The sequence below is a fragment of the Pseudocitrobacter corydidari genome, from assembly GCF_021172065.1.
Lineage (GTDB): Bacteria > Pseudomonadota > Gammaproteobacteria > Enterobacterales > Enterobacteriaceae > Pseudocitrobacter > Pseudocitrobacter corydidari.
Map to the genome: position 1 here is coordinate 4231991 of NZ_CP087880.1, position 21458 is coordinate 4253448.

18 protein-coding genes are annotated in these 21458 nt (G+C 55.5%); 9 read left to right on the plus strand and 9 right to left on the minus strand.

Annotated elements, in window-relative coordinates; translation table 11 throughout:
• Positions 1-322 precede the first annotated feature (322 nt).
• Both G163CM_RS19595 and greB read right to left on the minus strand, forming a co-directional pair.
• Entirely contained in the window at positions 323-2656 is a 2334-nt protein-coding gene (locus tag G163CM_RS19595; protein ID WP_231826028.1) for a Tex family protein, read from the minus strand.
• Positions 2657-2759: 103 nt separating this feature from the next.
• Entirely contained in the window at positions 2760-3233 is a 474-nt protein-coding gene (gene greB / locus G163CM_RS19600) for a transcription elongation factor GreB (RefSeq protein ID WP_015962674.1), read from the minus strand.
• Between the two features lie 215 nt (positions 3234-3448).
• Here greB and ompR point away from each other — a divergent pair, with 215 nt between their 5' ends.
• A complete protein-coding gene (gene ompR, locus G163CM_RS19605) occupies positions 3449-4168 on the plus strand; it encodes an osmolarity response regulator transcription factor OmpR (RefSeq protein ID WP_001157751.1) in 720 nt (239 codons plus the stop codon).
• Complete coding sequence (envZ, locus tag G163CM_RS19610) at positions 4165-5517, plus strand: two-component system sensor histidine kinase EnvZ (RefSeq protein ID WP_015962675.1); 1353 nt, start codon at positions 4165-4167, stop codon at positions 5515-5517. Before ompR ends, envZ begins: the two co-directional genes overlap by 4 nt.
• Positions 5518-5677: 160 nt before the next feature.
• Here the strand turns inward: envZ and pckA are convergent, their stop codons facing one another.
• Positions 5678-7294, minus strand: coding sequence for a phosphoenolpyruvate carboxykinase (ATP) (pckA, locus tag G163CM_RS19615; protein WP_231826029.1), 1617 nt, complete (start codon positions 7292-7294; stop codon positions 5678-5680).
• Positions 7295-7672: 378 nt separating this feature from the next.
• Between pckA and G163CM_RS19620 the strand changes: the two genes are divergently transcribed.
• Positions 7673-9388: a DUF4153 domain-containing protein gene (locus G163CM_RS19620; RefSeq protein ID WP_231826030.1), complete on the plus strand. Its 1716-nt coding sequence runs from the start codon at positions 7673-7675 to the stop codon at positions 9386-9388.
• A gap of 70 nt (positions 9389-9458) precedes the next feature.
• Here G163CM_RS19620 and hslO read toward each other — a convergent pair whose 3' ends face one another.
• The 4 genes from hslO to G163CM_RS19640 form a co-directional block, all read right to left on the minus strand.
• Entirely contained in the window at positions 9459-10337 is an 879-nt protein-coding gene (gene hslO, locus G163CM_RS19625) for an Hsp33 family molecular chaperone HslO (RefSeq protein WP_015962680.1), read from the minus strand.
• 23 nt (positions 10338-10360) lie between these two features.
• Complete coding sequence (gene hslR / locus G163CM_RS19630; protein ID WP_015962681.1) at positions 10361-10762, minus strand: ribosome-associated heat shock protein Hsp15; 402 nt, start codon at positions 10760-10762, stop codon at positions 10361-10363.
• A 10-nt stretch (positions 10763-10772) separates the two neighbouring features.
• Positions 10773-11441: a GMP/IMP nucleotidase gene (yrfG, locus tag G163CM_RS19635; RefSeq protein ID WP_231826031.1), complete on the minus strand. Its 669-nt coding sequence runs from the start codon at positions 11439-11441 to the stop codon at positions 10773-10775.
• A gap of 71 nt (positions 11442-11512) precedes the next feature.
• Entirely contained in the window at positions 11513-13660 is a 2148-nt protein-coding gene (locus G163CM_RS19640; RefSeq protein ID WP_231826032.1) for an intracellular growth attenuator family protein, read from the minus strand.
• A 305-nt stretch (positions 13661-13965) separates the two neighbouring features.
• Here G163CM_RS19640 and nudE point away from each other — a divergent pair, with 305 nt between their 5' ends.
• Positions 13966-14526 (plus strand): ADP compounds hydrolase NudE, encoded by a 561-nt coding sequence (nudE, locus tag G163CM_RS19645; protein ID WP_231826033.1) that lies wholly within the window; start codon positions 13966-13968, stop codon positions 14524-14526.
• On the opposite strand, the gene G163CM_RS19650 is transcribed toward nudE, so the two are convergent.
• Positions 14527-15177, minus strand: a complete 651-nt coding sequence (locus tag G163CM_RS19650; protein WP_231826034.1) for a hypothetical protein — start codon at positions 15175-15177, stop codon at positions 14527-14529.
• A gap of 56 nt (positions 15178-15233) precedes the next feature.
• The gene (gene mrcA, locus G163CM_RS19655; RefSeq protein WP_231826035.1) at positions 15234-17786 is read right to left on the minus strand and encodes a peptidoglycan glycosyltransferase/peptidoglycan DD-transpeptidase MrcA; all 2553 of its coding nucleotides are present in this window, start codon (positions 17784-17786) and stop codon (positions 15234-15236) included.
• 119 nt (positions 17787-17905) lie between these two features.
• On the opposite strand from mrcA, the gene G163CM_RS19660 reads away from it, so the two are divergent.
• From G163CM_RS19660 to hofQ, 5 genes are read left to right on the plus strand one after another with little or no spacing between them, the layout of a single operon-like run.
• Complete coding sequence (locus G163CM_RS19660) at positions 17906-18694, plus strand: type IV pilus biogenesis protein PilM (protein ID WP_231826036.1); 789 nt, start codon at positions 17906-17908, stop codon at positions 18692-18694.
• Complete coding sequence (locus G163CM_RS19665) at positions 18691-19227, plus strand: PilN domain-containing protein (protein WP_231826037.1); 537 nt, start codon at positions 18691-18693, stop codon at positions 19225-19227. The genes G163CM_RS19660 and G163CM_RS19665 overlap by 4 nt, the downstream gene beginning before the upstream one ends.
• Positions 19214-19645 carry a HofO family protein gene (locus G163CM_RS23475; protein WP_274707222.1) on the plus strand — a complete coding sequence of 144 codons (432 nt, stop codon included), beginning with the start codon at positions 19214-19216 and terminating at the stop codon, positions 19643-19645. Before G163CM_RS19665 ends, G163CM_RS23475 begins: the two co-directional genes overlap by 14 nt.
• Positions 19635-20009: a HofP DNA utilization family protein gene (locus G163CM_RS19675; protein ID WP_231826038.1), complete on the plus strand. Its 375-nt coding sequence runs from the start codon at positions 19635-19637 to the stop codon at positions 20007-20009. Before G163CM_RS23475 ends, G163CM_RS19675 begins: the two co-directional genes overlap by 11 nt.
• Complete coding sequence (hofQ, locus tag G163CM_RS19680) at positions 19951-21183, plus strand: DNA uptake porin HofQ (RefSeq protein WP_231826039.1); 1233 nt, start codon at positions 19951-19953, stop codon at positions 21181-21183. Before G163CM_RS19675 ends, hofQ begins: the two co-directional genes overlap by 59 nt.
• The last annotated feature ends 275 nt before the right edge of the window (positions 21184-21458 follow it).

The window sequence follows — 21458 nt, forward strand, 5'->3', positions numbered from 1 at the left end:
AAGGCGCGCGAACATGAGAGAGGTTAATTAATCTACAATACGATGATAATGAGAATGGTTTGTATCTTCAATAGATAAAATGTGACCGGATGTTCTTTCTGAGAATAAAGTGGCGCAAAGTTGATTTGGCTCAAAACAATTCGGGTAAACCGTATGTTTGTTTATTTCGACGAATGTTAATGCGGTGATAATAATGCTAAATATAAAAACAATTAATATATTTCCGAAATAAAAAGCCCGATAACGTTTATCGGGCCCACAGACATTTCTGGTTTATAGGCCGGGTAAGCGCAGCGCCACCCGGCAACACAAACCGCACGCGTTAGCGTTTTTTCCCCATCGCCGCCGCCAGCGCATCCATCATCGCGCTGTTACCCGCAGGCTGCACATCGCGACCGCGTGGTTTTGCTGCTTTGGCCGCCGGGCGATTGCCCTGGTTGCGCTCATTGCTATTACCGCCGCGACGGGCGTTGGTTTCACCCGGCTGCTCGTCCAGACGCATGGTCAACGCAATACGTTTACGCGGCAGATCCACTTCCAGCACCTTCACTTTCACGATATCGCCGGCTTTCACTACCGTGTGCGGATCTTCCACAAACTTATCCGCCAGCGACGAGATATGAACCAGGCCATCCTGATGCACGCCGATATCCACAAACGCACCAAAGTTGGTGACGTTAGTGACCGCGCCTTCCAGAATCATCCCCGGCAGCAGGTCGTTCATGGTTTCTACGCCATCAGCGAACTGCGCGGTTTTAAACTCAGGACGCGGGTCACGGCCCGGTTTTTCCAGCTCTTTGATGATATCGGTGACGGTTGGTACGCCGAAACTCTCGTCGGTGAATTCAGAGGCCTTCAGGTTACGCAGCTCGCTGCTGTTGCCCATCAGATCTTTCAGCGCCTGCTGAGTCCGCGCCAGGATACGCTCGACCACCGGATACGCTTCCGGGTGCACCGTAGAGGCATCCAGCGGGTTATCTCCGTGGTTAATACGCAGGAAGCCTGCGCACTGCTCGAACGCTTTCGGCCCCAGACGGCTGACTTTCAGCAGTTGCTGACGGTTCTGGAACTGACCGTTCTCATCACGCCAGCTGACAATATTCTGCGCCATCATGCGCGTCAGGCCCGCCACGCGAGTTAACAGCGGAACGGAAGCGGTATTCAGGTCTACGCCGACGGCGTTTACGCAGTCTTCCACTACCGCATCCAGCTTACGCGCCAGCGAGGTCTGGCTGACGTCGTGCTGATACTGGCCGACGCCGATGGATTTCGGGTCGATTTTCACCAGCTCGGCGAGCGGGTCCTGCAAACGGCGGGCGATAGAGACCGCGCCACGCAGAGAAACGTCGAGGTCCGGGAATTCCAGCGCCGCCAGTTCAGACGCCGAGTAAACGGACGCCCCTGCTTCGCTGACGATCACTTTCTGCGCCGTCACTTTCGGGAACTGTTTCTGCACGTCGAGGAAGAAACGCTCCGTTTCGCGCGAGGCTGTACCGTTACCGATAGCGACCAGCTCAACGTTATGTTTCTCGCACAGCGCCGCGACCACAACGGCCGCTTTCGCTGCCTGACCGGTATGTGGATAGATGGTGTCGGTGGCGACCAGTTTGCCGGTGGCATCGACCACAGCCACTTTCACGCCGGTACGCAGGCCCGGATCGAGGCCCATCGTCGCGCGCAGGCCCGCAGGTGCCGCCATCAGCAGGTCGTGCAGGTTACGGGCGAAGACGTTAATCGCTTCGTCTTCCCCGCGCTCGCGCACGGTGCCCATCAGTTCAGTTTCCAGGTGCATCAGCACCTTGATGCGCCACGTCCAGCTCACCACGCCTTTACGCCAGCTATCCGCCGGGGCGTTGTTCAGGCGCAGGCCAAGGTGGTCGATAATAATCTGTTCGCCGTGGCTCTCTTTCGGTGGCTCGTCGAACTGCGGGTCGGCATTAAGCGACAGTTGCAGGATGCCTTCGTTGCGGCCACGGAACATCGCCAGCGCGCGGTGAGACGGCACGGTAGAAATCGGTTCGTGATGGTCGAAGTAGTCGCGGAATTTCGCGCCTTCTTCCTCTTTGCCTGCCACCACGGTCGCCACGATGTGGGCGTTTTTCCACAGATAATCACGCACTTTCGCCAGCAGGCCTGCGTCTTCAGCAAAACGCTCCATCAGGATATAGCGTGCGCCATCCAGCGCGGCTTTGGTATCCGCCACGCCTTTGTCGGCGTCGATAAATTTGGCGGCTTCCGTTTCCGGGTCATGAGACGGCTCGTTCCACAGCAGCTCAGCCAGCGGTTGCAGCCCGGCTTCAATGGCGATTTGCCCGCGTGTGCGACGTTTTTGTTTATACGGGAGGTAAAGGTCTTCAAGCTCGGTTTTGCTGAGGGTGCCGTTGATGGCTTTTTCCAGCGACTCGGTGAGTTTTCCCTGTTCGCTGATGGACTTAAGAATGGTCTGGCGACGATCTTCCAGTTCACGCAAATAGCCGAGTCGGGATTCCAGATTACGCAGCTGCGTGTCATCCAGACCGCCGGTGACTTCCTTACGATAACGTGCAATAAACGGCACGGTATTCCCATCATCAAGCAGGCGAACGGCGGCTTCCACCTGTTCTGCGCGTGCCTGAAGTTCACCCGCAATAATGCGGCAGAGCGAATCATTCATCATGGTGTTGTCATCTGTTGGGTCGAAAAAATCAGGGGATAGTTATACGGATTGACCGGCAAAAATGCCAGTCGCCACCGTATTCTCTCGGATTGTTCCAGGCGCGCTACTTCACATATTCGATCTCATTGATGTACCAGCTCGCTTCACCGGCGGGCGTTTGCACTACGGCCAGGTCGCCAACCTCTTTTTTCAGCAGGCCGCGCGCCATCGGCGAGTCAATCGAGATGTAGTCGTTACGGCCAAAGATTTCATCGTAGCCGACAATGCGAAAGCGCTTCACATCGCCGTCGTCGTTTTCAATTTCCACCCACGCGCCAAAGAAGACTTTGCCTTCCTGCTGCGGTGAATAATCGACAATCTTCAGGTTTTCCAGGCATTTGGTGAGATAACGCACGCGGCGGTCGATTTCACGCAGGCGCTTTTTGTTGTACTGGTAATCGGCGTTTTCACTGCGATCGCCCAGACTTGCAGCCCAGGTCACTTTTTTGGTGACTTCCGGGCGTTCCTCGCGCCAGAGGTAATCCATCTCTTTTTTCAGTTTTTCATACCCTTCACGGGTAATTAAAGGCGTTTTCATCCGCGTTTCCTGCCTTCTGCTGGCCTGTTGGAAAGCACAAAAGAGTCCAACAGGATGAATAATGTGTCTTATGATTAAATGTATACTTAAGCCGCTGTAAAATATGCTTTGTAACAATTTAGCCTGGAATTTATACCAGATTTAACTGGTGACCGGCTTACGCTTTTTTAAGAATACGCACTGATAATTGTTGCGAACCTTTGGGAGTAAAAACAATGCAAGAGAATTATAAGATTCTGGTGGTCGATGACGACATGCGCCTGCGTGCGCTGCTTGAACGTTATCTGACCGAGCAGGGTTTCCAGGTTCGAAGTGTAGCCAACGCCGAACAGATGGATCGCCTGTTAACCCGCGAATCCTTCCATCTTATGGTACTGGATTTAATGCTGCCAGGCGAAGACGGTTTGTCCATCTGCCGCCGTCTGCGTAGCCAAAGCAACCCAATGCCGATCATCATGGTAACGGCGAAGGGCGAAGAAGTTGACCGTATCGTCGGCCTGGAAATCGGTGCAGACGACTACATCCCTAAACCGTTCAACCCGCGTGAACTGCTGGCCCGTATTCGTGCGGTGCTGCGTCGTCAGGCGAACGAACTGCCGGGCGCGCCTTCTCAGGAAGAGGCGGTGATTGCCTTCGGTAAGTTCAAACTGAATCTCGGTACGCGTGAAATGTTCCGTGAAGATGAACCCATGCCGCTGACCAGCGGGGAATTTGCGGTACTGAAAGCGCTGGTGAGCCATCCGCGTGAACCACTCTCCCGCGATAAACTGATGAACCTGGCGCGCGGTCGCGAGTACTCCGCCATGGAACGTTCCATCGACGTACAAATCTCCCGTCTGCGCCGCATGGTGGAAGAAGATCCGGCCCATCCACGCTATATCCAGACCGTCTGGGGCCTGGGTTACGTCTTTGTCCCGGACGGTTCTAAGGCATGAGGCGATTGCGCTTCTCACCGCGAAGTTCGTTTGCCCGCACGTTGTTGCTGATTGTCACCTTGCTGTTTGTCAGCCTGGTGACAACCTACCTTGTGGTGCTGAACTTCGCGATTTTGCCAAGCCTCCAGCAGTTTAATAAGGTCCTCGCTTACGAAGTCCGTATGTTGATGACCGATAAACTTGAGCTGGAGGACGGTACGCAGCTGGTGGTGCCGCCTGCGTTCCGTCGCGAAATTTACCGCGAACTTGGTATCTCGCTCTATTCCGATGAAGCGGCGGAAGAGGCGGGGCTGCGCTGGGCGCAGCATTACGAATTTTTAAGCCAGCAGATGGCGACGCAACTGGGTGGCCCGACGGAAGTGCGCGTCGAGGTTAACAAAAGCTCGCCTGTCGTCTGGCTGAAAACCTGGTTGTCTCCCAACATCTGGGTGCGTGTTCCCCTTACCGAAATCCATCAGGGCGACTTCTCGCCGCTGTTCCGATACACACTCGCGATCATGCTGCTGGCAATAGGCGGTGCGTGGCTGTTTATCCGTATTCAGAACCGACCCTTAGTTGACCTCGAACATGCCGCGCTACAGGTTGGTAAAGGGATGATCCCGCCGCCGCTGCGCGAATATGGCGCGTCGGAAGTGCGTTCGGTAACCCGCGCCTTTAACCATATGGCCGCAGGCGTGAAACAGCTGGCCGATGACCGTACCTTGCTGATGGCGGGCGTCAGTCACGATCTGCGCACGCCGCTCACCCGCATTCGTCTGGCGACGGAGATGATGGGCGAGCAGGACGGCTATCTGGCGGAATCGATCAATAAAGATATCGAAGAGTGCAACGCGATCATCGAACAGTTCATCGATTACCTGCGCACCGGGCAGGAGATGCCGATGGAGATGGCGGATCTCAACGCGGTGCTCGGTGAAGTGATCGCCGCTGAAAGTGGTTATGAGCGCGAGATTGAAACGGATTTGCAGGCTGGCGAAATTCTGCTGCGAATGCATCCGCTCTCCATCAAGCGTGCGCTGGCCAATATGGTGGTGAACGCCGCGCGCTACGGCAACGGCTGGATCAAAGTCAGCAGCGGCAGCGAACTCAATCGCGCCTGGTTCCAGGTGGAAGATAACGGCCCGGGAATTAAACCCGAGCAGCGCAAGCACCTGTTCCAGCCGTTTGTGCGCGGCGACAGCGCGCGCAGCACCAGCGGCACGGGGCTTGGGTTGGCAATCGTACAGCGTATTATCGACAACCATAACGGTTTGCTGGAAATTGACACCAGCGAGCGCGGCGGCCTGCTGATTCGCGCCTGGCTCCCGGTTCCGGTGGCGCATGTGCATGGGCCGGTGAAAGAGAGTTAGCGCTGACGGCATTGCCTGATGGCGCTTCGCTTATCAGGCCTACCTACTGCGGGGCTATCGTAGGCCGGGCAAGCGCAGCGCCCCGGCAACAGGCGGGCACCCTACCAAAAAAAATCCCCCAACCTCACGGAAGGGGGATTTCATCATCTCACCAGACCGATTACAGCTTTGGCCCAGCGCTTACCAGCGCGGCGCCAGCCGGGGTATCGGTGTATTTCTCGAAGTTCTCGATAAACAGTTTTGCCAGCGCGGTGGCTTTTTCCTGCCACTGTTCCGGGGAACCGTAGGTGTTACGCGGGTCGAGAATATGCGTATCCACGCCCGGCAGCTCGGTTGGGATCTGCAAATCGAACATCGGCAGGGTGAAGGTTTCTGCGTTATCCAGCGAACCGTTCAGGATGGCGTCGATAATGGCGCGGGTATCTTTGATAGAGATACGTTTGCCGGTGCCGTTCCAGCCGGTGTTGACCAGGTACGCCTGCGCGCCAGAGGCTTTCATGCGTTTCACCAGCACTTCCGCGTACTGCGTCGGGTGCAGCGACAGGAATGCCGCACCGAAGCAGGAGGAGAAGGTTGGGGTCGGTTCGTTGACGCCACGCTCGGTACCGGCCAGTTTGGCGGTAAAGCCAGACAGGAAGTGGTACTGCGTCTGGTCAGCGGTCAGACGAGAAACCGGCGGCAGTACGCCAAACGCATCCGCCGTCAGGAAGATAACTTTGGTCGCGTGGCCCGCTTTGGAAATCGGCTTGACGATATTATCGATGTGATAAATCGGGTAGGAAACGCGGGTGTTCTCGGTTTTCGAGTTATCGTCAAAATCGATGGTGCCATCGGCACGTACGACCACGTTTTCCAGCAGCGCATCGCGGCGGATCGCGTTGTAGATTTCCGGTTCCGCTTCTTTGGAAAGCTTGATGGTTTTCGCGTAGCAGCCGCCTTCGAAGTTGAAGACGCCATCGTCATCCCAGCCGTGCTCGTCATCGCCAATCAGGCGACGTTTCGGGTCGGTGGACAGCGTGGTTTTGCCGGTGCCGGAAAGACCAAAGAAGACCGCCACATCGCCTTTCTCGCCAACGTTTGCCGAGCAGTGCATTGACGCGATGCCCTTCAGCGGCAGCAGGTAGTTCATGATAGAGAACATCCCTTTTTTCATTTCGCCGCCGTACCAGGTGCCGCCAATCAATTGAATGCGCTCGGTCAGGTTAAAGGCAATGAAGTTCTCAGAGTTCAGACCCTGTTCTTTCCACTGCGGGTTGGTGCATTTCGCGCCGTTCATCACGATAAAGTCTGGTTTAAAGGTTACCAGTTCTTCTTCGGTTGGGCGAATAAACATGTTTTTGACAAAGTGCGCCTGCCAGGCCACTTCGGTGATGAAGCGCACGGAAAGACGGGTATCTTCGTTCGCGCCACAGAAAGCGTCGATAATAAACAGACGCTTACCAGAAAGTTGTTTTGAAACGAGTCCTTTCAGGTGCTGCCAGGTTTCCTGAGAGAGCGGCTTGTTGTCGTTCTTTCCTTTGCCTTTATCAGACCACCAAACGGTATCACGCGTGGTATCGTCACGGACGATATATTTATCTTTCGGGGAACGGCCGGTGAAGATACCGGTGTCGACGTTGATAGCACCAAGATTGGTCAGGACGCCACGCTCGTAACCTTCCAGGTTAGGATCAAGTTCTTCCTGATACAGCGTGTCGTAATCCGGATTGTAGACAATCTCCTGTGCGTCGTTGATACCATAAGCCTTGAGATCCTGCGGAGTTAAACCATTGCGCATTTCACTGCTCCTTAGCCAATTGTATTGCTACAAATTCTATGGGTATTTTAGGGGTGTTGACCGCGACCAGGCTCATAGATTTACGTATCCCGACAAAACGTCTACTTACGAATTCATTGTGACTCCTGTCACGAAGCGGCACCGATTATGGCAGGAAAATGACTTGAATTGGGGTAAATGTTCTTAATTGGTTAAAAAATGGTTTAAAATACGATGTTTATGTGAATGTAATCGCATTTCTGAAAGAAAATTACGTAACCCTTTCATCGAAAAAATCGATTCACCTCGCTGAGCCCTTTTCCGAATTTCCACACTTTTCAACCGTGATATCAGGCGTAATGCGATAATCGCGCTTACTGCTAATTTGTGGATACCGACATGGATAACGTTGAACTTTCCCGCCCCACGCGCTGGGGAATGATGGCCACTGGCCTGATTCAGGGGCTGGTGTGCTACCTGTTGTTAAACTGGCTTGCACCGCATAATAACGGTTGGCTGTTTTATGGTGTGCCCGCGACCGTGGCGCTTTCCTCCACGCTGCTTTTTGCAGTTGTTTCTTTTAAACAGAAGCGGTTGTGGGGCTGGCTGGCGGTGGTGTTTATCGCCGTGCTGGGCTTGAGCGGCTGGATTAAGTGGCAAAGCGAAGGCCTGGACTCCTGGTCGCAACATCGCCTGTTCGAAAGCTACAGTGGATATCTTCTGCTGATGGTAATGCTGTTGCTGCCCTGGATACAGCTAAACCTTAATCCTCGCGCGGCAATCACGCGCTATGCCCGCTTTTATGATCTGGCCTGGCATAACGTTCTGACGCTATTAGTGATAGCGGTCGCCAACGGCCTGACGTGGCTGGTGCTGCTGCTGTGGGGCGAGCTCTTCAAGCTGGTAGGTATTCACTTTTTCAAAGACCTCTTTTTCGATGCCGAATGTTTTACGTATGTGGCTACCGGGCTTATCACGGCGCTGGCGGTGATTCTGTCGCGTACGCAGTCGCGGCTGATTTCGTCCATTCAGAAACTCTTTACGCTAATCGCCACCGGCCTGCTGCCGCTGGTCGCGCTGTTAACGCTGCTCTTTATCGTCACGCTGCCGTTTACCGGCCTGAGCGCCATTTCTCGCCATGTTTCGGCGGCGGGCCTGCTTTCAATGCTGGCGTTCCTGCTGCTACTGCTGATGGCGATTGTCCGCGATCCGCATAAAACGTCACTACCCTATACCGTCGTGCTGCGCTGCCTGATAAAAACCGCACTGCTGATTGCGCCAGTCTATGTGTTGATTTCGGCCTGGGCGCTGTGGCTGCGGGTAAATCAATACGGTTGGACGCCTGACCGTATACACGGCGCGTTGATGGTGATTGTGCTGCTGGTATGGTCGTTGGGATATTTCATCAGTATTGTGCGTCAGAAGGGGCGAAACCCGTTGATGGTGCAGGGAAAGGTGAATCTGGCGGTGTCACTGCTGGGGCTTCTGTTCGTGGTGTTGCTTAACTCACCCGTACTGGACAGATGGCGTATCAGCGTGAACAGCCATATGGCGCATTATCATAGCGGGAAGATTAGCGCCGATGAGGTGACGTTATATTTGCTTTATAGCACGGGTCGTCACGGACGCGAGGCGATGGAGTCGCTTAAAAACGATGCGGAGTATATGAAGGATGCGCAACGTAAGCGTAGTTTGCTGAGGATGCTGGACAGGGAGAGTCAACAATTATCAGGGAAACAGCTGGCAGAAAATATTGCCATTGCACCAGGCACTTCCCAACCTGATGAAGCCTTCTGGCAACTGATGAGTGAACATGGTTATCGGCTTGCCTCCTGTAGTGAAAAAGATGCCTGCTTACTGGCGAGCCAGGATTTAAATGATGATGGCCAGCCTGAACGTCTATTTTTTACTTTCGGGGATGAAGGAAGCATGATTTACGCATACGATTCTGCAAAAAAAGCCTGGGCTATTAAAGGTTCTGTGAAATTACCCCAGGGCATGACGAAAGAGCAGGTTTTGCGTGCGATAGGTGAAGGGAAAATCGGGGCTAAACCAAAACCATGGCGCGACTTAACGATTAATGATGAAACGCTGGATACGTATTACGGCAACTGACAGGTCAAAAAAATGCCCGGTGGCGCTACGCTTACCGGGCATACAAATGGCATTTTTCAACGCCGGATAATTAATGCACCTGCGGATCTGCCGGAGAAGCATTATTGCGGATTTCCGCAATATCCATGGCGTTGAAAACGTAATGGCTACCGCAGTAATCGCAGTGCATATCGATTTCGCCTTCATCGGCCAGGATGCTGTCGATTTCTTCATCCGGCAGCGTTTTCAGCGCGCCAGCGCAGCGCTCACGGGAGCAGGTGCACTTGAATTCCACGTCCTGCGGGTCGTAAATCGTCACTTCTTCTTCGTGATACAGACGCCACAGCACATCGTTCGCCGGCAGGGTGAACAGCTCTTCGCCTTTGATGGTTTCGGTCAGTGCCGCCAGGTGATCGAAATCATCACGCTGCGCGTCCTGTGCAGGCATTACCTGCAACAACATACCGCCCGCCGCTGGTTTACCGTTCGCTTCGCCGGTGCGGATAAACAGACGCGTCGGCAGCTGTTCAGAACGCTGGAAGTAATCTTCCAGGCATTCCGCCAGCGTATCACCTTCCAGACCCACCACGCCCTGATAGCGCTCGCCTTCTTCCGGGGTAATGGTGATAACCAGATAGCCATTGCCCACCAGTGCTTTCAGGTCGGCATCGGCAGGAATATCGCCCTGCACACGCGCCACGCCGCGCAGCTGCTGCTGGTTATTGCCGTTGATCACGGCCAGCGTCATCGGGCCATCGCCCTGCAACTGAACGGTAATATCGCCAGCGAACTTCAGCGTTGCGGTCAGCAGGCTGGTGGCAACCAGCAGCTCGGCCAGCACGTTTTTCACCGGCTGCGGGTAGTCGTGGTTCGCGAGGATCTGTTCGAGGGTGTCTGATACGGTGACCAGTTCGCCACGGACGGCGTAGTTTTCAAACAGATAGCGATGTAATTGATCGTGTTGAGTCATAATTTTCTCTCTTGAGGCAACAGTCACTCACTGTCGCCATATTTAAATCTCATCAGGTCGCGGCGCTCTTTTTTATCCGGGCGTCGGTCCGGATGGGGCATCGTCAGCGCGTTGAGTTTACGTGCCAGCGCGACTTTCTCGCGCTTCTCAATGCTTTCCGCTGTCTCTTCATAAAGCAGCATGGCTTCGCTTGCCGGGCGGCGCTGTTCGGTAATGCTTTTCACCACGACGGTACGTTCATCGTTGCCCTGGCGTAAGGTTATCTGTGCGTTGAGTTCGACTATCTTGCTGGGCTTGCTGCGCTGCCCGTTATAGTGAACCTTGCCGCCGTCAACCATCTCCCTCGCCAGCGCCCGGGTTTTATAGAAACGCGCGGCCCATAACCATTTATCCAGCCGAACGCCCGCTACGGACTTCTCTTTCATGGTCACTCCTTCACTTGAGTGAGGGGATCAGACGACGGTAATCATTCAGGGCGGGATGACGTAAATAGCTTTTATCCGCCAGACCGGAGTCCGGGTTAGTGACGCCTAAACAGTAGCGAATACCAAATGTCGCCGCCGCGTCCAGAATCGCCTCGCTATCGTCGATAAACAGCGTGCGCTCCGCTTTCAGCCCTGTATGTTTCGCTACCGCCTGCCACAACCGCTGATCCTCTTTCGGATAACCAAATGTGTGGGTGGAAAGTAATAAATCAAGGTGTGCATCAAGACCGGTATGCTCCAGCTTGACGGAAAGGTTGTACGGATGCGCGTTGGTCAGCAGAATGCGCCGCTTACCGCTCGCCTGTAAGGCATTGAGAAAAGGCACAGTATCATCACGCAGCGCCGCACGCGGCCCCTGCTCGCGGGTCATCGCACAAATATCCAAACCCAGCCGGTCGCTCCAGTAATCAAGACAGTACCAGTTTAGCGTATGCTGCACATCGTGGTACTCCTGGCGCAGCGCGTCGCGCGCTTGCTGCGGCGTCAGGCCCTTCTGGCTGCCGTAGGTCTCAGGCACCAGCGTTTGCCAGAAGTAATTATCGAATGCGAGGTCGAGCAGCGTACCATCCATATCCAGCAGAACGGTATCGACGTCCTGCCAGGCGATGTCAAAATGCATGGGGAGCCTCCAGCCATAGAATTGCGCGACAGGTTAGCACAACCTGCCGCTTTGCTTCATTCAGGATGGGATCATTGATGCGGCATATTTTGCTCATAATCCTCAGGGTTGGAGAGCAAAACGGGGTTGGTGCAGCTTTCGTAATATTTCTGAATTTCGACCAAACGCTCGCGATGACGCTGATAACGGCGCAGCGCCTGAACGCCGTTGTAGACGGCGCAGATAATCATCGTAATCATCAGCAGGGTGGTCGCCAGATAGCGCCACAGGCCGCTGCTGTCGGGCATGCGGTGCAGGTTAACGTGCTGCGTGCCGTTGGCGTCGGTAAAGATATTGGTGACGATGCCTTCTGCGTGGAACGGGGTGTGCATCAGCATGCCCGCCAGACGCTGGAACTCACTCCACTGCTGATGCGCCGGGAAGTCATACAGGCTCATCGTGGGGTAAGGCTGGGTGACGAGATCGCTGCCTTCATCGCTGGTGATAAGAAAACCGCCGGGTGCCGGGCTGTTTAGCGCCTGTGCCGCGCGTGCGGTTTCCCGCAGAATAAACGGCGCGGTGGAGGTATCGACCAGGTTATCGAGCGACTCGGCGCTGACCGGGCGCAGCAGAACGTTCACGCCGTCCAGACGCCCCGAATTGGCGCGCTTGACCAGCGTTTCCCAATCGCGCGTGTTCCCAAGGTTTACCAGTGCATTTTTGAGCCGTGAGCACTCGTCCGCCGCCGAGCACAGATCTTTGGTTTTCAGCACGATATCGGCAAAGTCATCCAGCAGCACCATGCCTGATTTTTGAATCGCTGAACGTAGCGCCGGGCTGACGCGGGAGCTGTCATCCGGCGTTGGGTGCAGCTGACGGTTCACCGCCTGCACCAGCGCCGTGGCTTTGTTGACGATATCGGACTCCGGCAGCGGCAGGCGCGGCGCGTTGTTCCAGATAATTTGCGAGCAGTCGAACGGCAGGAAAGGCGAACTCTCCTGCGCAGTCCAGGTACCCGGCGAATGAATATTACACATCCCGGTGCCCTGAAGCTGTAGCGTATCGCCCACACGCACGCCCGCTTTGGCGAGCTGATCGACGGTGGTGGCTTCAATCACCTGCGCGCCTTTCAGCCAGGAGAGCGTGAATTTAAACGGCATGTTGAGCGGCACGCTCACCCACAGCATTACCACAACCAGCAGCGCGCCACCGGCAATGACGGCGCTACGCAGCCAGTGTTGAAGCGGGAAGTTTTTGACCTCATCGTGCAGCGACAGGAAACGCCCCTGACGCACTACGTGTCTGTCGAGATAGATATCGATATCGGTCTGCTGACCGAGATCCTGCGCGACAAACGGCTGCCAGTGGCGCGGGTAAATCAGGTCGATAATGCCCAGCGAGATATTGTTAATGTGTTCCTGATCGTTTTCGCCAAACAAACCCCAGCGTTTTGGCGTGCCGCGCAGGCAGTGAATCTCACGCAGCGACGTTTTGGTCGGCGGCGCAAACAGGCCCCACAAGCCCGCCAGCAGTAGTAAAACCGCACCGCCCAGCAGCCAGGGCGTAAAGACGCCAGGCAGGACCAGGCCGCAATAGAACAGGATGAATGCGCCAACGATCAGCAGCGCTTCCCGCAGCCCGTCCGGGCGGCTTAACGCGTACTCTTCATGCGTTTCCTGACGAATATTGAGCAATTCTATCTGTTCGCTCTCTTCGCCGCGAATAGATGCCTGCGTCGAGGTTGGCGATTCCAGCGCCTTACGCTGGCCTTCGAGGGTGTACTCCTTTAGCGAATAACCGTTGAGGGCAATCACCAGCGGAATATCATCGGTGACGATCAGCTCAATACTGTTTTCGTCGTTGATGTGCTGCTCCCAGAAGGGCGGCAAATGAACTTCGATGGAGTCGAGGAAATAGCGCCATTTATTGGGATCGTCGGTCGTGATGCCGTAGCGGGTAATGGCGCGGGTCAGGGTGAAAACGGTATTGCTTTGCGCGTTCAACGAGATAAGCGCAGGGGCGACCGTAGAACCCGATGCGGGGATCTGCTGACTCTGGTTGAGATCTTCAAGATAGTTCTCAATGCCGCGACGCTCATCGTCGGTTAATTTGCGCGTGGTCGCGCCAGGGAATGCATGCAGCCAGGGTAAACGGCGTCGCTTTGCGCGCAGGCGAATATACCAGCCCGCCACCAGGGCACAGACCAGTATCGCAGCGGTAAAGAGAGTCAATGTGCCCATGCTATTGCCATTATCCTTATTTATGTCGGTCGCTTCATTCGTCTTTTTTATTATTCACTTTTAATACGAATGACCCAGGTCTTCACAGATTTGTTGCACACTATCGTAACTCGCGAGGATAACAAACCCCTCTCGCGGCGAATATCAGCAAATTCTCAAATTTGTTTCAACTTCTTGACTTTTTGGAACAAATAAGGGTTATCAAAAACATTAGTTACGAATATGTAAATAACGGCCATTTTAAATTGCCGGAATGCGCCTCCTGGCTCACAATGACAACAGTCATCACAGCAAAGAACGGTCCAATGAGTAAACCATTACAAAAACCCACGATTCTCCATGTTGAAACGGTCGCGCGTTCCCGTTTGTTTAATGTTGAAAGCGTAGATCTGGAGTTTAGTAACGGAGTACGCCGCGTTTATGAACGCATGAAACCGTCGTCGCGTGAAGCCGTCATGATTGTGCCGGTGGTGGACGATCACTTAATCCTCATCCGCGAATATGCCGTGGGTACCGAGTCCTATGAACTGGGGTTCTCTAAAGGGCTCATCGACCCGGGTGAAACTGTCTTTGAAGCCGCAAACCGCGAGCTGAAAGAAGAGGTAGGATTCGGGGCAAACAACCTGACCTTCCTGAAACAGCTCAGCATGGCGCCGTCTTACTTCTCCAGTAAGATGAATATCGTGGTGGCGGAAGACCTGTATCCCGAATCGCTGGAAGGCGATGAACCGGAACCGCTGCCGCAGGTGCGCTGGCCTATCGCCAATATGATGGAACTGCTTGAAGAGCCGGATTTCAACGAAGCCCGTAATGTGAGCGCGCTGTTTTTAGTGCGCGAGTGGCTGAAGGCGCAGGGCAGGTTTTAATCACTCCTCTTGCTTCGCCTGGCGTGAGTGAGCGATCTGCTCGCGGATAAACGCCAGCGCGAGTTCTTCTTTGGCGCTCAACCAGACAAATCGGGTGTTGTGCAGAATTAAAATAAATTTGTCCTGATAGGCAAAAAGGTCATTGATATCTGACCAGGCACACACGCTGTATGAGCCTGAAACATTCCAGTAGGTAAGACCTGTTTTGTCAATTCTGAAATTCATCCCGTCTAACATTGCTGTCTGATTGTAGATTTTCAGGTTTGCTTTTTTTTGCCTGTGATTGATAAGCCAACAGCGGAAAAAAATAAGAAAATACAACAGCATGAACAGCGCAGCGAATGTGCCGGGGCCAGAGTGGAAAAGGGTCGCGCCAGTGGAGATATGCTGTACGGAAATCTGGATCACCAAATCAAACAACTCAAGGAGTGATGTGAAGGTGCAAGCCAGAAATACGCAGATGGCCATACCAATGATGTAAACATTGGCATATTTAGTAAACCGGCGTATACCCTGGCGCTGCTGCCAATACGCAGTAACACGTATGTAATCTACCTGAGTCAGACTATATGGCGGATGCTGATAGGTGAACTGTGTACTTTTTTCCTGTTCGTCTTCGTTTATCGAAGCAGAATGAATTTCCGTATCCATTGTGATTGTCCGTGATAAAAAACGCCCGGCAATGTTACTGCTGCCGGGCGTTTTTTTTAGAACAATTCCTGCGATTCCCCGTTATCAATAATCTCCGTACCCACCTCGCGAATCGACTGATGCGTCGGTTGGGTGCCTTCGATAAAGTATTCGGCGCGGCTGTTACCGCCGCTGGACAACTGACCGGTGCTGCGGTCGATATTAATCGTGACGATACCCGGCGGCGGCGTTAACGGCTGTTCCGGCACCCCGGCCAGAATAGCTTTCATAAACGCATCCCACGCAGGCTGCGCGCTTTTTGCACCGCCTTCGTAACCGGAAATCTGATCTTTAATCGCGCCAGAAGCAGACGTTCTGCCGAGATCGCGGCGGTGATCGTCAAAGCCAATCCATACTGATGTCACCGCGCCCGGACCATAGCCTGAGAACCACGCATCTTTCGAGCTGTTGGTGGTCCCGGTTTTACCGCCGATATCGTGGCGTTGCAGGTCACGGCCCGCACGCCAGCCGGTACCCTGCCAGCCCGGTTCGCCGAAGATGTTGGTATTCAGCGCGCTCTTAATCAGGAACGACAGCGGGGTGTTGATCACATGCGGGGCGTACTCCTGCGCACCAGTCTGCGCCACCAGAGACTGGTTAGCCTGCTCGAGCTCCGGCATCGGCACGCTGGAATTCTGCGGCGTTTGTGATGCGGCGACATCCTCAACGTCTTTGTTTTCCAGCACGTCAGATTTCTGCGTTTCACCGTAAATCACCGGGATATTGCATTCCGGACAGGCGATTTTCGGTTTCGCTTCAAAAATCACGCCGCCCTGATCGTTCTCAATCTTGCTGATAAAGTACGGATCGACCAGGAAGCCGCCGTTCGCCATCACCGCATAGCCGCGTGCGACCTGTAGCGGGGTGAAGGACGGCGAGCCCAGCGCCAGCGATTCTGTGCGAACAATGTTCTCTGACGGGAAGCCAAAGCGCTGGAGATACTCCGCCGCATAATCGACGCCCATCGCACGCATGGCACGCACCATCACCACGTTTTTCGACTGACCTAAACCCTGGCGCAGGCGAATCGGGCCCGCGTACTCGTTCGGGGAGTTCTTCGGACGCCAGTCTGAACCGGCCCCGGCATCCCAGCGGGAAATCGGCACGTCATTCAGGATGCTGGCGAGCGTTAAGCCTTTGTCCATCGCCGCCGTGTACAGGAACGGCTTGATGTTCGAGCCCACCTGACGCAGCGCCTGCGTGGCGCGGTTAAATTTGCTTTGGTTGAAATCGAAGCCGCCGACCAGCGCGATGATCGCGCCATTCTGCGGGTTGATGGAAACCAGCGCCGAGTTCACATCCGGCACCTGCGACAACCACCAGCTTTCGCCAACCTGACGCACCCAAATCTGCTGCCCGGCCTGCACGACTTCGCTAACGCGACGCGGGGTTGGCCCCTGCAATGTATCTGAACGCCAGGCGCGCGCCCAGCGAACGCCTTCCATTGTCAGGGAGACCGAACTGCCATCGGCCAGCTGTGCGGTCGCTTCCGTCGCGCTGGCTGACATCACCACCGCCGGGCGCAGCGGCCCGTAGGTCGGCAGCGCTTTCAGGGAGTCAGTAATTTTCTTGCTATCCCACGGCGTCTCGCCCACTTTCCACAGCACATTAGACGGGCCGCGATAGCCGTGACGCATATCGTAATCCATCACGTTGGTCCGCACGGCCAACTGCGCGGCCTGCTGGTTCTTACGCGTGATGGTGGTGTAAACGCGGTAGCCGTCTTCATACGCCTGCTCGCCGTAGCGTTTCACCATCTCCTGGCGCACCATTTCGGTCAGATACGGGGCAGAGAAGGCAATTTCCGGGGCATGGTAGTCCGCATCAATCGGCTGGCTACGTGCCTGATCGTACTGCGCCTGAGTGATATACCCTTCGTTCAGCATGCGCGACAGCACCACGTTACGACGGGCCGTGGCGCGATCCATAGAATAGAGCGGGTTGAAGGTGGAAGGCGCTTTCGGTAAGCCGGCGATCACCGCCATTTCGCTCAGGCTCAGCTGATCGATGGATTTACCGAAGTAAACATGCGCCGCAGCGCCCACGCCGTACGCGCGGTAGCCGAGGTAGATTTTGTTCAGATAGAGTTCGAGGATCTCATCTTTGCTCAGCAACTGCTCGATGCGAATGGCCAGGAACACTTCCTTTATTTTACGCATCAGCGTCTTTTCAGGGCTGAGGAAGAAGTTACGCGCCAGCTGCTGGGTGATGGTACTCGCCCCCTGCGACGCGTGGCCGGAGAACAGCGCGACGCTGGCGGCACGGAAAATCCCCACCGGGTCAACCCCGTGGTGCTCGTAGAAACGGCTGTCTTCCGTGGCAATAAAGGCCTTCACCAGCTCAGGCGGCATTTGACTGAGGGTGACCGGAATACGCCGTTTTTCGCCATATTGGGCGATCAGCTCGCCGTCTGCGCTGTAAACCTGCATTGGAATTTGCAGACGCACGTCTCTGAGCGTCGCAACATCAGGAAGCTGGGGCTCAATATACTTGTAGAGGCCATAAACCGAGCCTGCTCCCAGCAGAATGCAACAGACTGCAAGGATTAATAAATACTTTACGAACTTCACCGGAGATTTCCCATTTAGTTTCATTTGGGCAGTTTATAAACAAACGCGCGGTAGTATAAAGGCAAGCCAGATGCATTGATATAGCCGTCACCATGATGGCGTTTAAGGGATATCACGAAATGGCTTTCGGATGCTGGCAAATAGGTCTTCACATTCAACAGGATAAAATTGCGGCCCTGGCGCTCCAGCGCGTGCGCGGCGGCTGGGCGCTGCGTCGGTGGTGGCTTCTGCCGCTTCCCGCTGATTTCTCCACACTTTCCCCTTCACAGACGGAAAACGCGCTGGTGGCGGCTCTCTCGGCCTGGCGACGCGAGCTGCCGTGGCAGCATGCGGTCAGCCTGGCGTTTCCGGCGCACCGCACCTTGCAGAAAACGTTGCCACAGGCGGCGATGACGCTGCGTGACAGCGAGCAAGCGCAGTGGATCGCCAGCGCCATGGCACAGCAGGTGGCGATGGAGCCTTCTGCGCTCTGTTTTGATTATCAGCCAAACATCCAGGCAGAAGGATGGAGCGTAACTGCGGCTCAGCGTAAAGACGTCGAACCGTTGCAGCGCATCGCCCGCGCGCTGCGCCTGCATGTGACGGCGATTACGCCCGACGCCTGTGCGCTGCGCCACTTTCTGCCCTGGCTTTCCCACGGGGCGAGCGGGCTGGCGTGGCAGGACGACGCTCGTTGGCTATGGGCCGGCGCAGCAGGCTGGGGAAGCGTGTTGCAGGCGGAGGCGTCTTCGTTGCACCAACTCAGTACGCGGCTGGCCATGCCTGAACTGGTGCGCTGTACCGCGCAGGCTGATGCCGTTTCTTGCTTCGACCCGTGGAGTGTCATTGGGCAGATTCAGCCGCCGTTGCCCACCGACAGCGATGCGTTTGCCATCGCCATTGGCCTGGCGCTGGGAGCACAGGCATGAGCGCGGCGGTTAACTTTCTGCCCTGGCGACAATCCCGTCAGCGAAAACGGCTCCGTCTTGGAAGCCTGATTTTGGCCGGCACCATGCTGACGCTTTTAGCGTCAGGTGGCAGCAGGCAGGTGGAATCGAGCCTGCAAGCGACGCTGCTGATTTGCCATGTTGAGGCCGAACGTCAGTTAAATCACGCCCTAAGCTTGCGTGAAGAACAGCTCAGGCTCCAGCTGGAGAAACGCGCGCTATTGCAGCGTCAACAGGCCGCGCGGCGGCAAACTCTCGCCTGGCAGGCGCGGCTGGTGGCGCTAGCCGAACAGTTGCCCGCGCAGGCATGGCTGACCAGCCTGAGCTACCAGGACGACGTTTTGCAGCTTTCCGGCGTGCTGGCGCGTTTTTCCGCATTGCATGCCCTTGATGAGCAAATGCAACGCATCGACGGTTTTCAGCCTGCCGTTGCCGGAAAAATGGCGCGCGATAAAGACGGGCGCTGGCTTTTCAACTATCGGATGAAAAGGAGGGCCGCCGATGCTGCACCCTGAACGCTGGCTTATTGGGCTTGCCGGGCTGCTGTTGATGGCGGCGGGCGGCGTGGCGTTTCTGCTGCAAACGGAATCGCCCCCGCATAACGCCGCGTGGAAGCAACAGCAGCTACTGCGCATCGCCCGCTGGCAGAGCGTGATGCCGTTACAGGCGGCGCTAAACGTCGCTGCTGACGTAAGTCTGGCGACGAGCAAACCCTTTTCCCCAGTTGATTTTCAACGCCCTGGGGCAGAGCTGATGAGCTGGACGCCTGCCGGGCGTGGCGGTGAGCTGGTGCTGGAAACCGTATGGGAGCAGGTGCCATCGGTGTTTATGCTTCTGGCGGAACGGGGAATGCGGGTAGCGGCGTTTTCTCTGCAGGCGGGTGAGACGCGGCACGTGCTGACGCTGCAACTGGAGGGGAGCAATGGAGAGTAAATCACGCGCCGTGCTGGTGCTGCTCCTTCCGTTGCTGCTGGGCATGCGCGACCCGTTTATTCCGCCAGACGATCCCTGTCGAACCGCGCAGCTAAGCCGGTGGCAGTACGCGGGCAGTGTGGATAGCGGGCAACGGCAGATTGCATTTTTGCGCGACGAAAAAGGAAAATGGCGACGGATACAGCGAGAAGACGTCCTCATGTCTGGCTGGCGCATTACGGAAATCACGACGCAAAGCCTGACGATGGAGACGGGTGAAGCCTGCGAGCCGTCGCAGTGGCGAATCATTAAAGGAGAAATCGAGCATGATAAAAAGGATAAGCCTGCTGGCGCTGTTACTGCTGCCGCTGCTGGCCGCCAGTAAAAATGTGTCGCTGGTGGTCGATGAGGTGCCGGTGGCGCAGGTGCTGCAAAGCCTGGCCGATCTCGAACAGCGCAATATGGTGATTGCGCCCGATGTGCAGGGCACGCTGTCGTTGCAGCTGAAGAATGTGCCGTGGAAGCAGGCGCTGCAAACCGTGTTAACCAGCAGCGGATTAATGATGACCCAGGAAGGCAGCGTTATCGCTATTCATTCGCAGGCCTGGCAGGAAGCGCGTCAGCAACGCGCGCAGGCTGAGCAGGAAAAACGCCAGCAGGCCTTACCGCTGAAAAGCCGCAGTATCGTGCTGTATCACGCCGATGCGACGGAACTCGCCAAAGCCGGGGAGAAGTTGCTGAGCCCGCGCGGTACGCTCACCGTTGATAAACGCACCAATCGGCTCATTCTGCGCGATGATGAAAATCATCTGCCGCTGTTTGATAGCTGGGCCAGCGAAATGGACATTCCCGTGGGTCAGGTTGAGCTGGCGGCGCACATCGTCACCATTAATGAAAAGAGCCTGCGCGAGCTTGGTGTGAAGTGGACGCTGGCGGATGCGGCCAATCCACCGGGGTTGGGCAAAGTGACCACCCTCAGTAGCGACTTATCTGTGGCGGATGCGACAACCCGCGCCGGGTTAAACATTGGCCGCATTAATGGCCGCCTGCTGGAGCTGGAGCTCTCGGCGCTGGAACAAAAGCAGCAGCTGGAAATTATCGCCAGCCCGCGTTTACTGGCTTCGCATCTACAGCCTGCCAGCATCAAACAGGGGAGCGAAATCCCGTATCAGGTTTCCAGCGGCGAAAGCGGCGCGACCTCGGTGGAATTTAAAGAGGCGGTGCTGGGGATGGAAGTGACCCCCACGGTGCTACAAAAAAACCGTGTCCGCCTGAAACTGCACATCAGTGAGAATATGCCGGGGCAGGTGCTGCAACAGGCCGACGGTGAAGTGCTGGCCATCGATAAACAGGAGATTGAAACCCAGGTGGAAGTCCAGAGCGGCGAAACGCTGGCACTGGGTGGAATATTCTCGCAAAAAAACAAAACTGCGCGGGATGGTATACCTTTATTGGGCGATATCCCGCTATTGGGCCAACTTTTCCGCCATGACGGCAAAGATAATGAGCGACGAGAGCTGGTGGTGTTTATCACCCCACGCATCATTTCTACTCGTTGAAGGCCCGTTAATCGCTGAAATTTCTTTACGAACTGACGTCAGGTGTTTGACGTGAGGCAGGATTTAGCATACAAGGAGTACCGATTTGAGCGTCGGCGCCTCTTTCCAGTCTCCTTCAAGACGGCAATTTAATCTGTTGCCAAACCAGCCGGAGTATTGAGATAATTTTCAGTCTGACTCTCGCAGTATCGCACAAGAGGTTTCAGTTCATGTCCGGCGACGCCAAAGTGTTTGCGGCGCGGATTTATCATTAACGAATAGTCTTAGTAGTACCA

Bases quoted from the DNA above. Each gene is read 5' to 3' on its own strand.
- G163CM_RS19595 (WP_231826028.1), bottom strand. From the start codon at position 2,656: ATGATGAATGATTCGCTCTGCCGCATTATTGCGGGTGAACTTCAGGCA.
- greB (WP_015962674.1), bottom strand. From the start codon at position 3,233: ATGAAAACGCCTTTAATTACCCGTGAAGGGTATGAAAAACTGAAAAAA.
- ompR (WP_001157751.1), top strand. From the start codon at position 3,449: ATGCAAGAGAATTATAAGATTCTGGTGGTCGATGACGACATGCGCCTG.
- envZ (WP_015962675.1), top strand. From the start codon at position 4,165: ATGAGGCGATTGCGCTTCTCACCGCGAAGTTCGTTTGCCCGCACGTTG.
- pckA (WP_231826029.1), bottom strand. From the start codon at position 7,294: ATGCGCAATGGTTTAACTCCGCAGGATCTCAAGGCTTATGGTATCAAC.
- G163CM_RS19620 (WP_231826030.1), top strand. From the start codon at position 7,673: ATGGATAACGTTGAACTTTCCCGCCCCACGCGCTGGGGAATGATGGCC.
- hslO (WP_015962680.1), bottom strand. From the start codon at position 10,337: ATGACTCAACACGATCAATTACATCGCTATCTGTTTGAAAACTACGCC.
- hslR (WP_015962681.1), bottom strand. From the start codon at position 10,762: ATGAAAGAGAAGTCCGTAGCGGGCGTTCGGCTGGATAAATGGTTATGG.
- yrfG (WP_231826031.1), bottom strand. From the start codon at position 11,441: ATGCATTTTGACATCGCCTGGCAGGACGTCGATACCGTTCTGCTGGAT.
- G163CM_RS19640 (WP_231826032.1), bottom strand. From the start codon at position 13,660: ATGGGCACATTGACTCTCTTTACCGCTGCGATACTGGTCTGTGCCCTG.
- nudE (WP_231826033.1), top strand. From the start codon at position 13,966: ATGAGTAAACCATTACAAAAACCCACGATTCTCCATGTTGAAACGGTC.
- G163CM_RS19650 (WP_231826034.1), bottom strand. From the start codon at position 15,177: ATGGATACGGAAATTCATTCTGCTTCGATAAACGAAGACGAACAGGAA.
- G163CM_RS19660 (WP_231826036.1), top strand. From the start codon at position 17,906: ATGGCTTTCGGATGCTGGCAAATAGGTCTTCACATTCAACAGGATAAA.
- G163CM_RS19665 (WP_231826037.1), top strand. From the start codon at position 18,691: ATGAGCGCGGCGGTTAACTTTCTGCCCTGGCGACAATCCCGTCAGCGA.
- G163CM_RS23475 (WP_274707222.1), top strand. From the start codon at position 19,214: ATGCTGCACCCTGAACGCTGGCTTATTGGGCTTGCCGGGCTGCTGTTG.
- G163CM_RS19675 (WP_231826038.1), top strand. From the start codon at position 19,635: ATGGAGAGTAAATCACGCGCCGTGCTGGTGCTGCTCCTTCCGTTGCTG.
- hofQ (WP_231826039.1), top strand. From the start codon at position 19,951: ATGATAAAAAGGATAAGCCTGCTGGCGCTGTTACTGCTGCCGCTGCTG.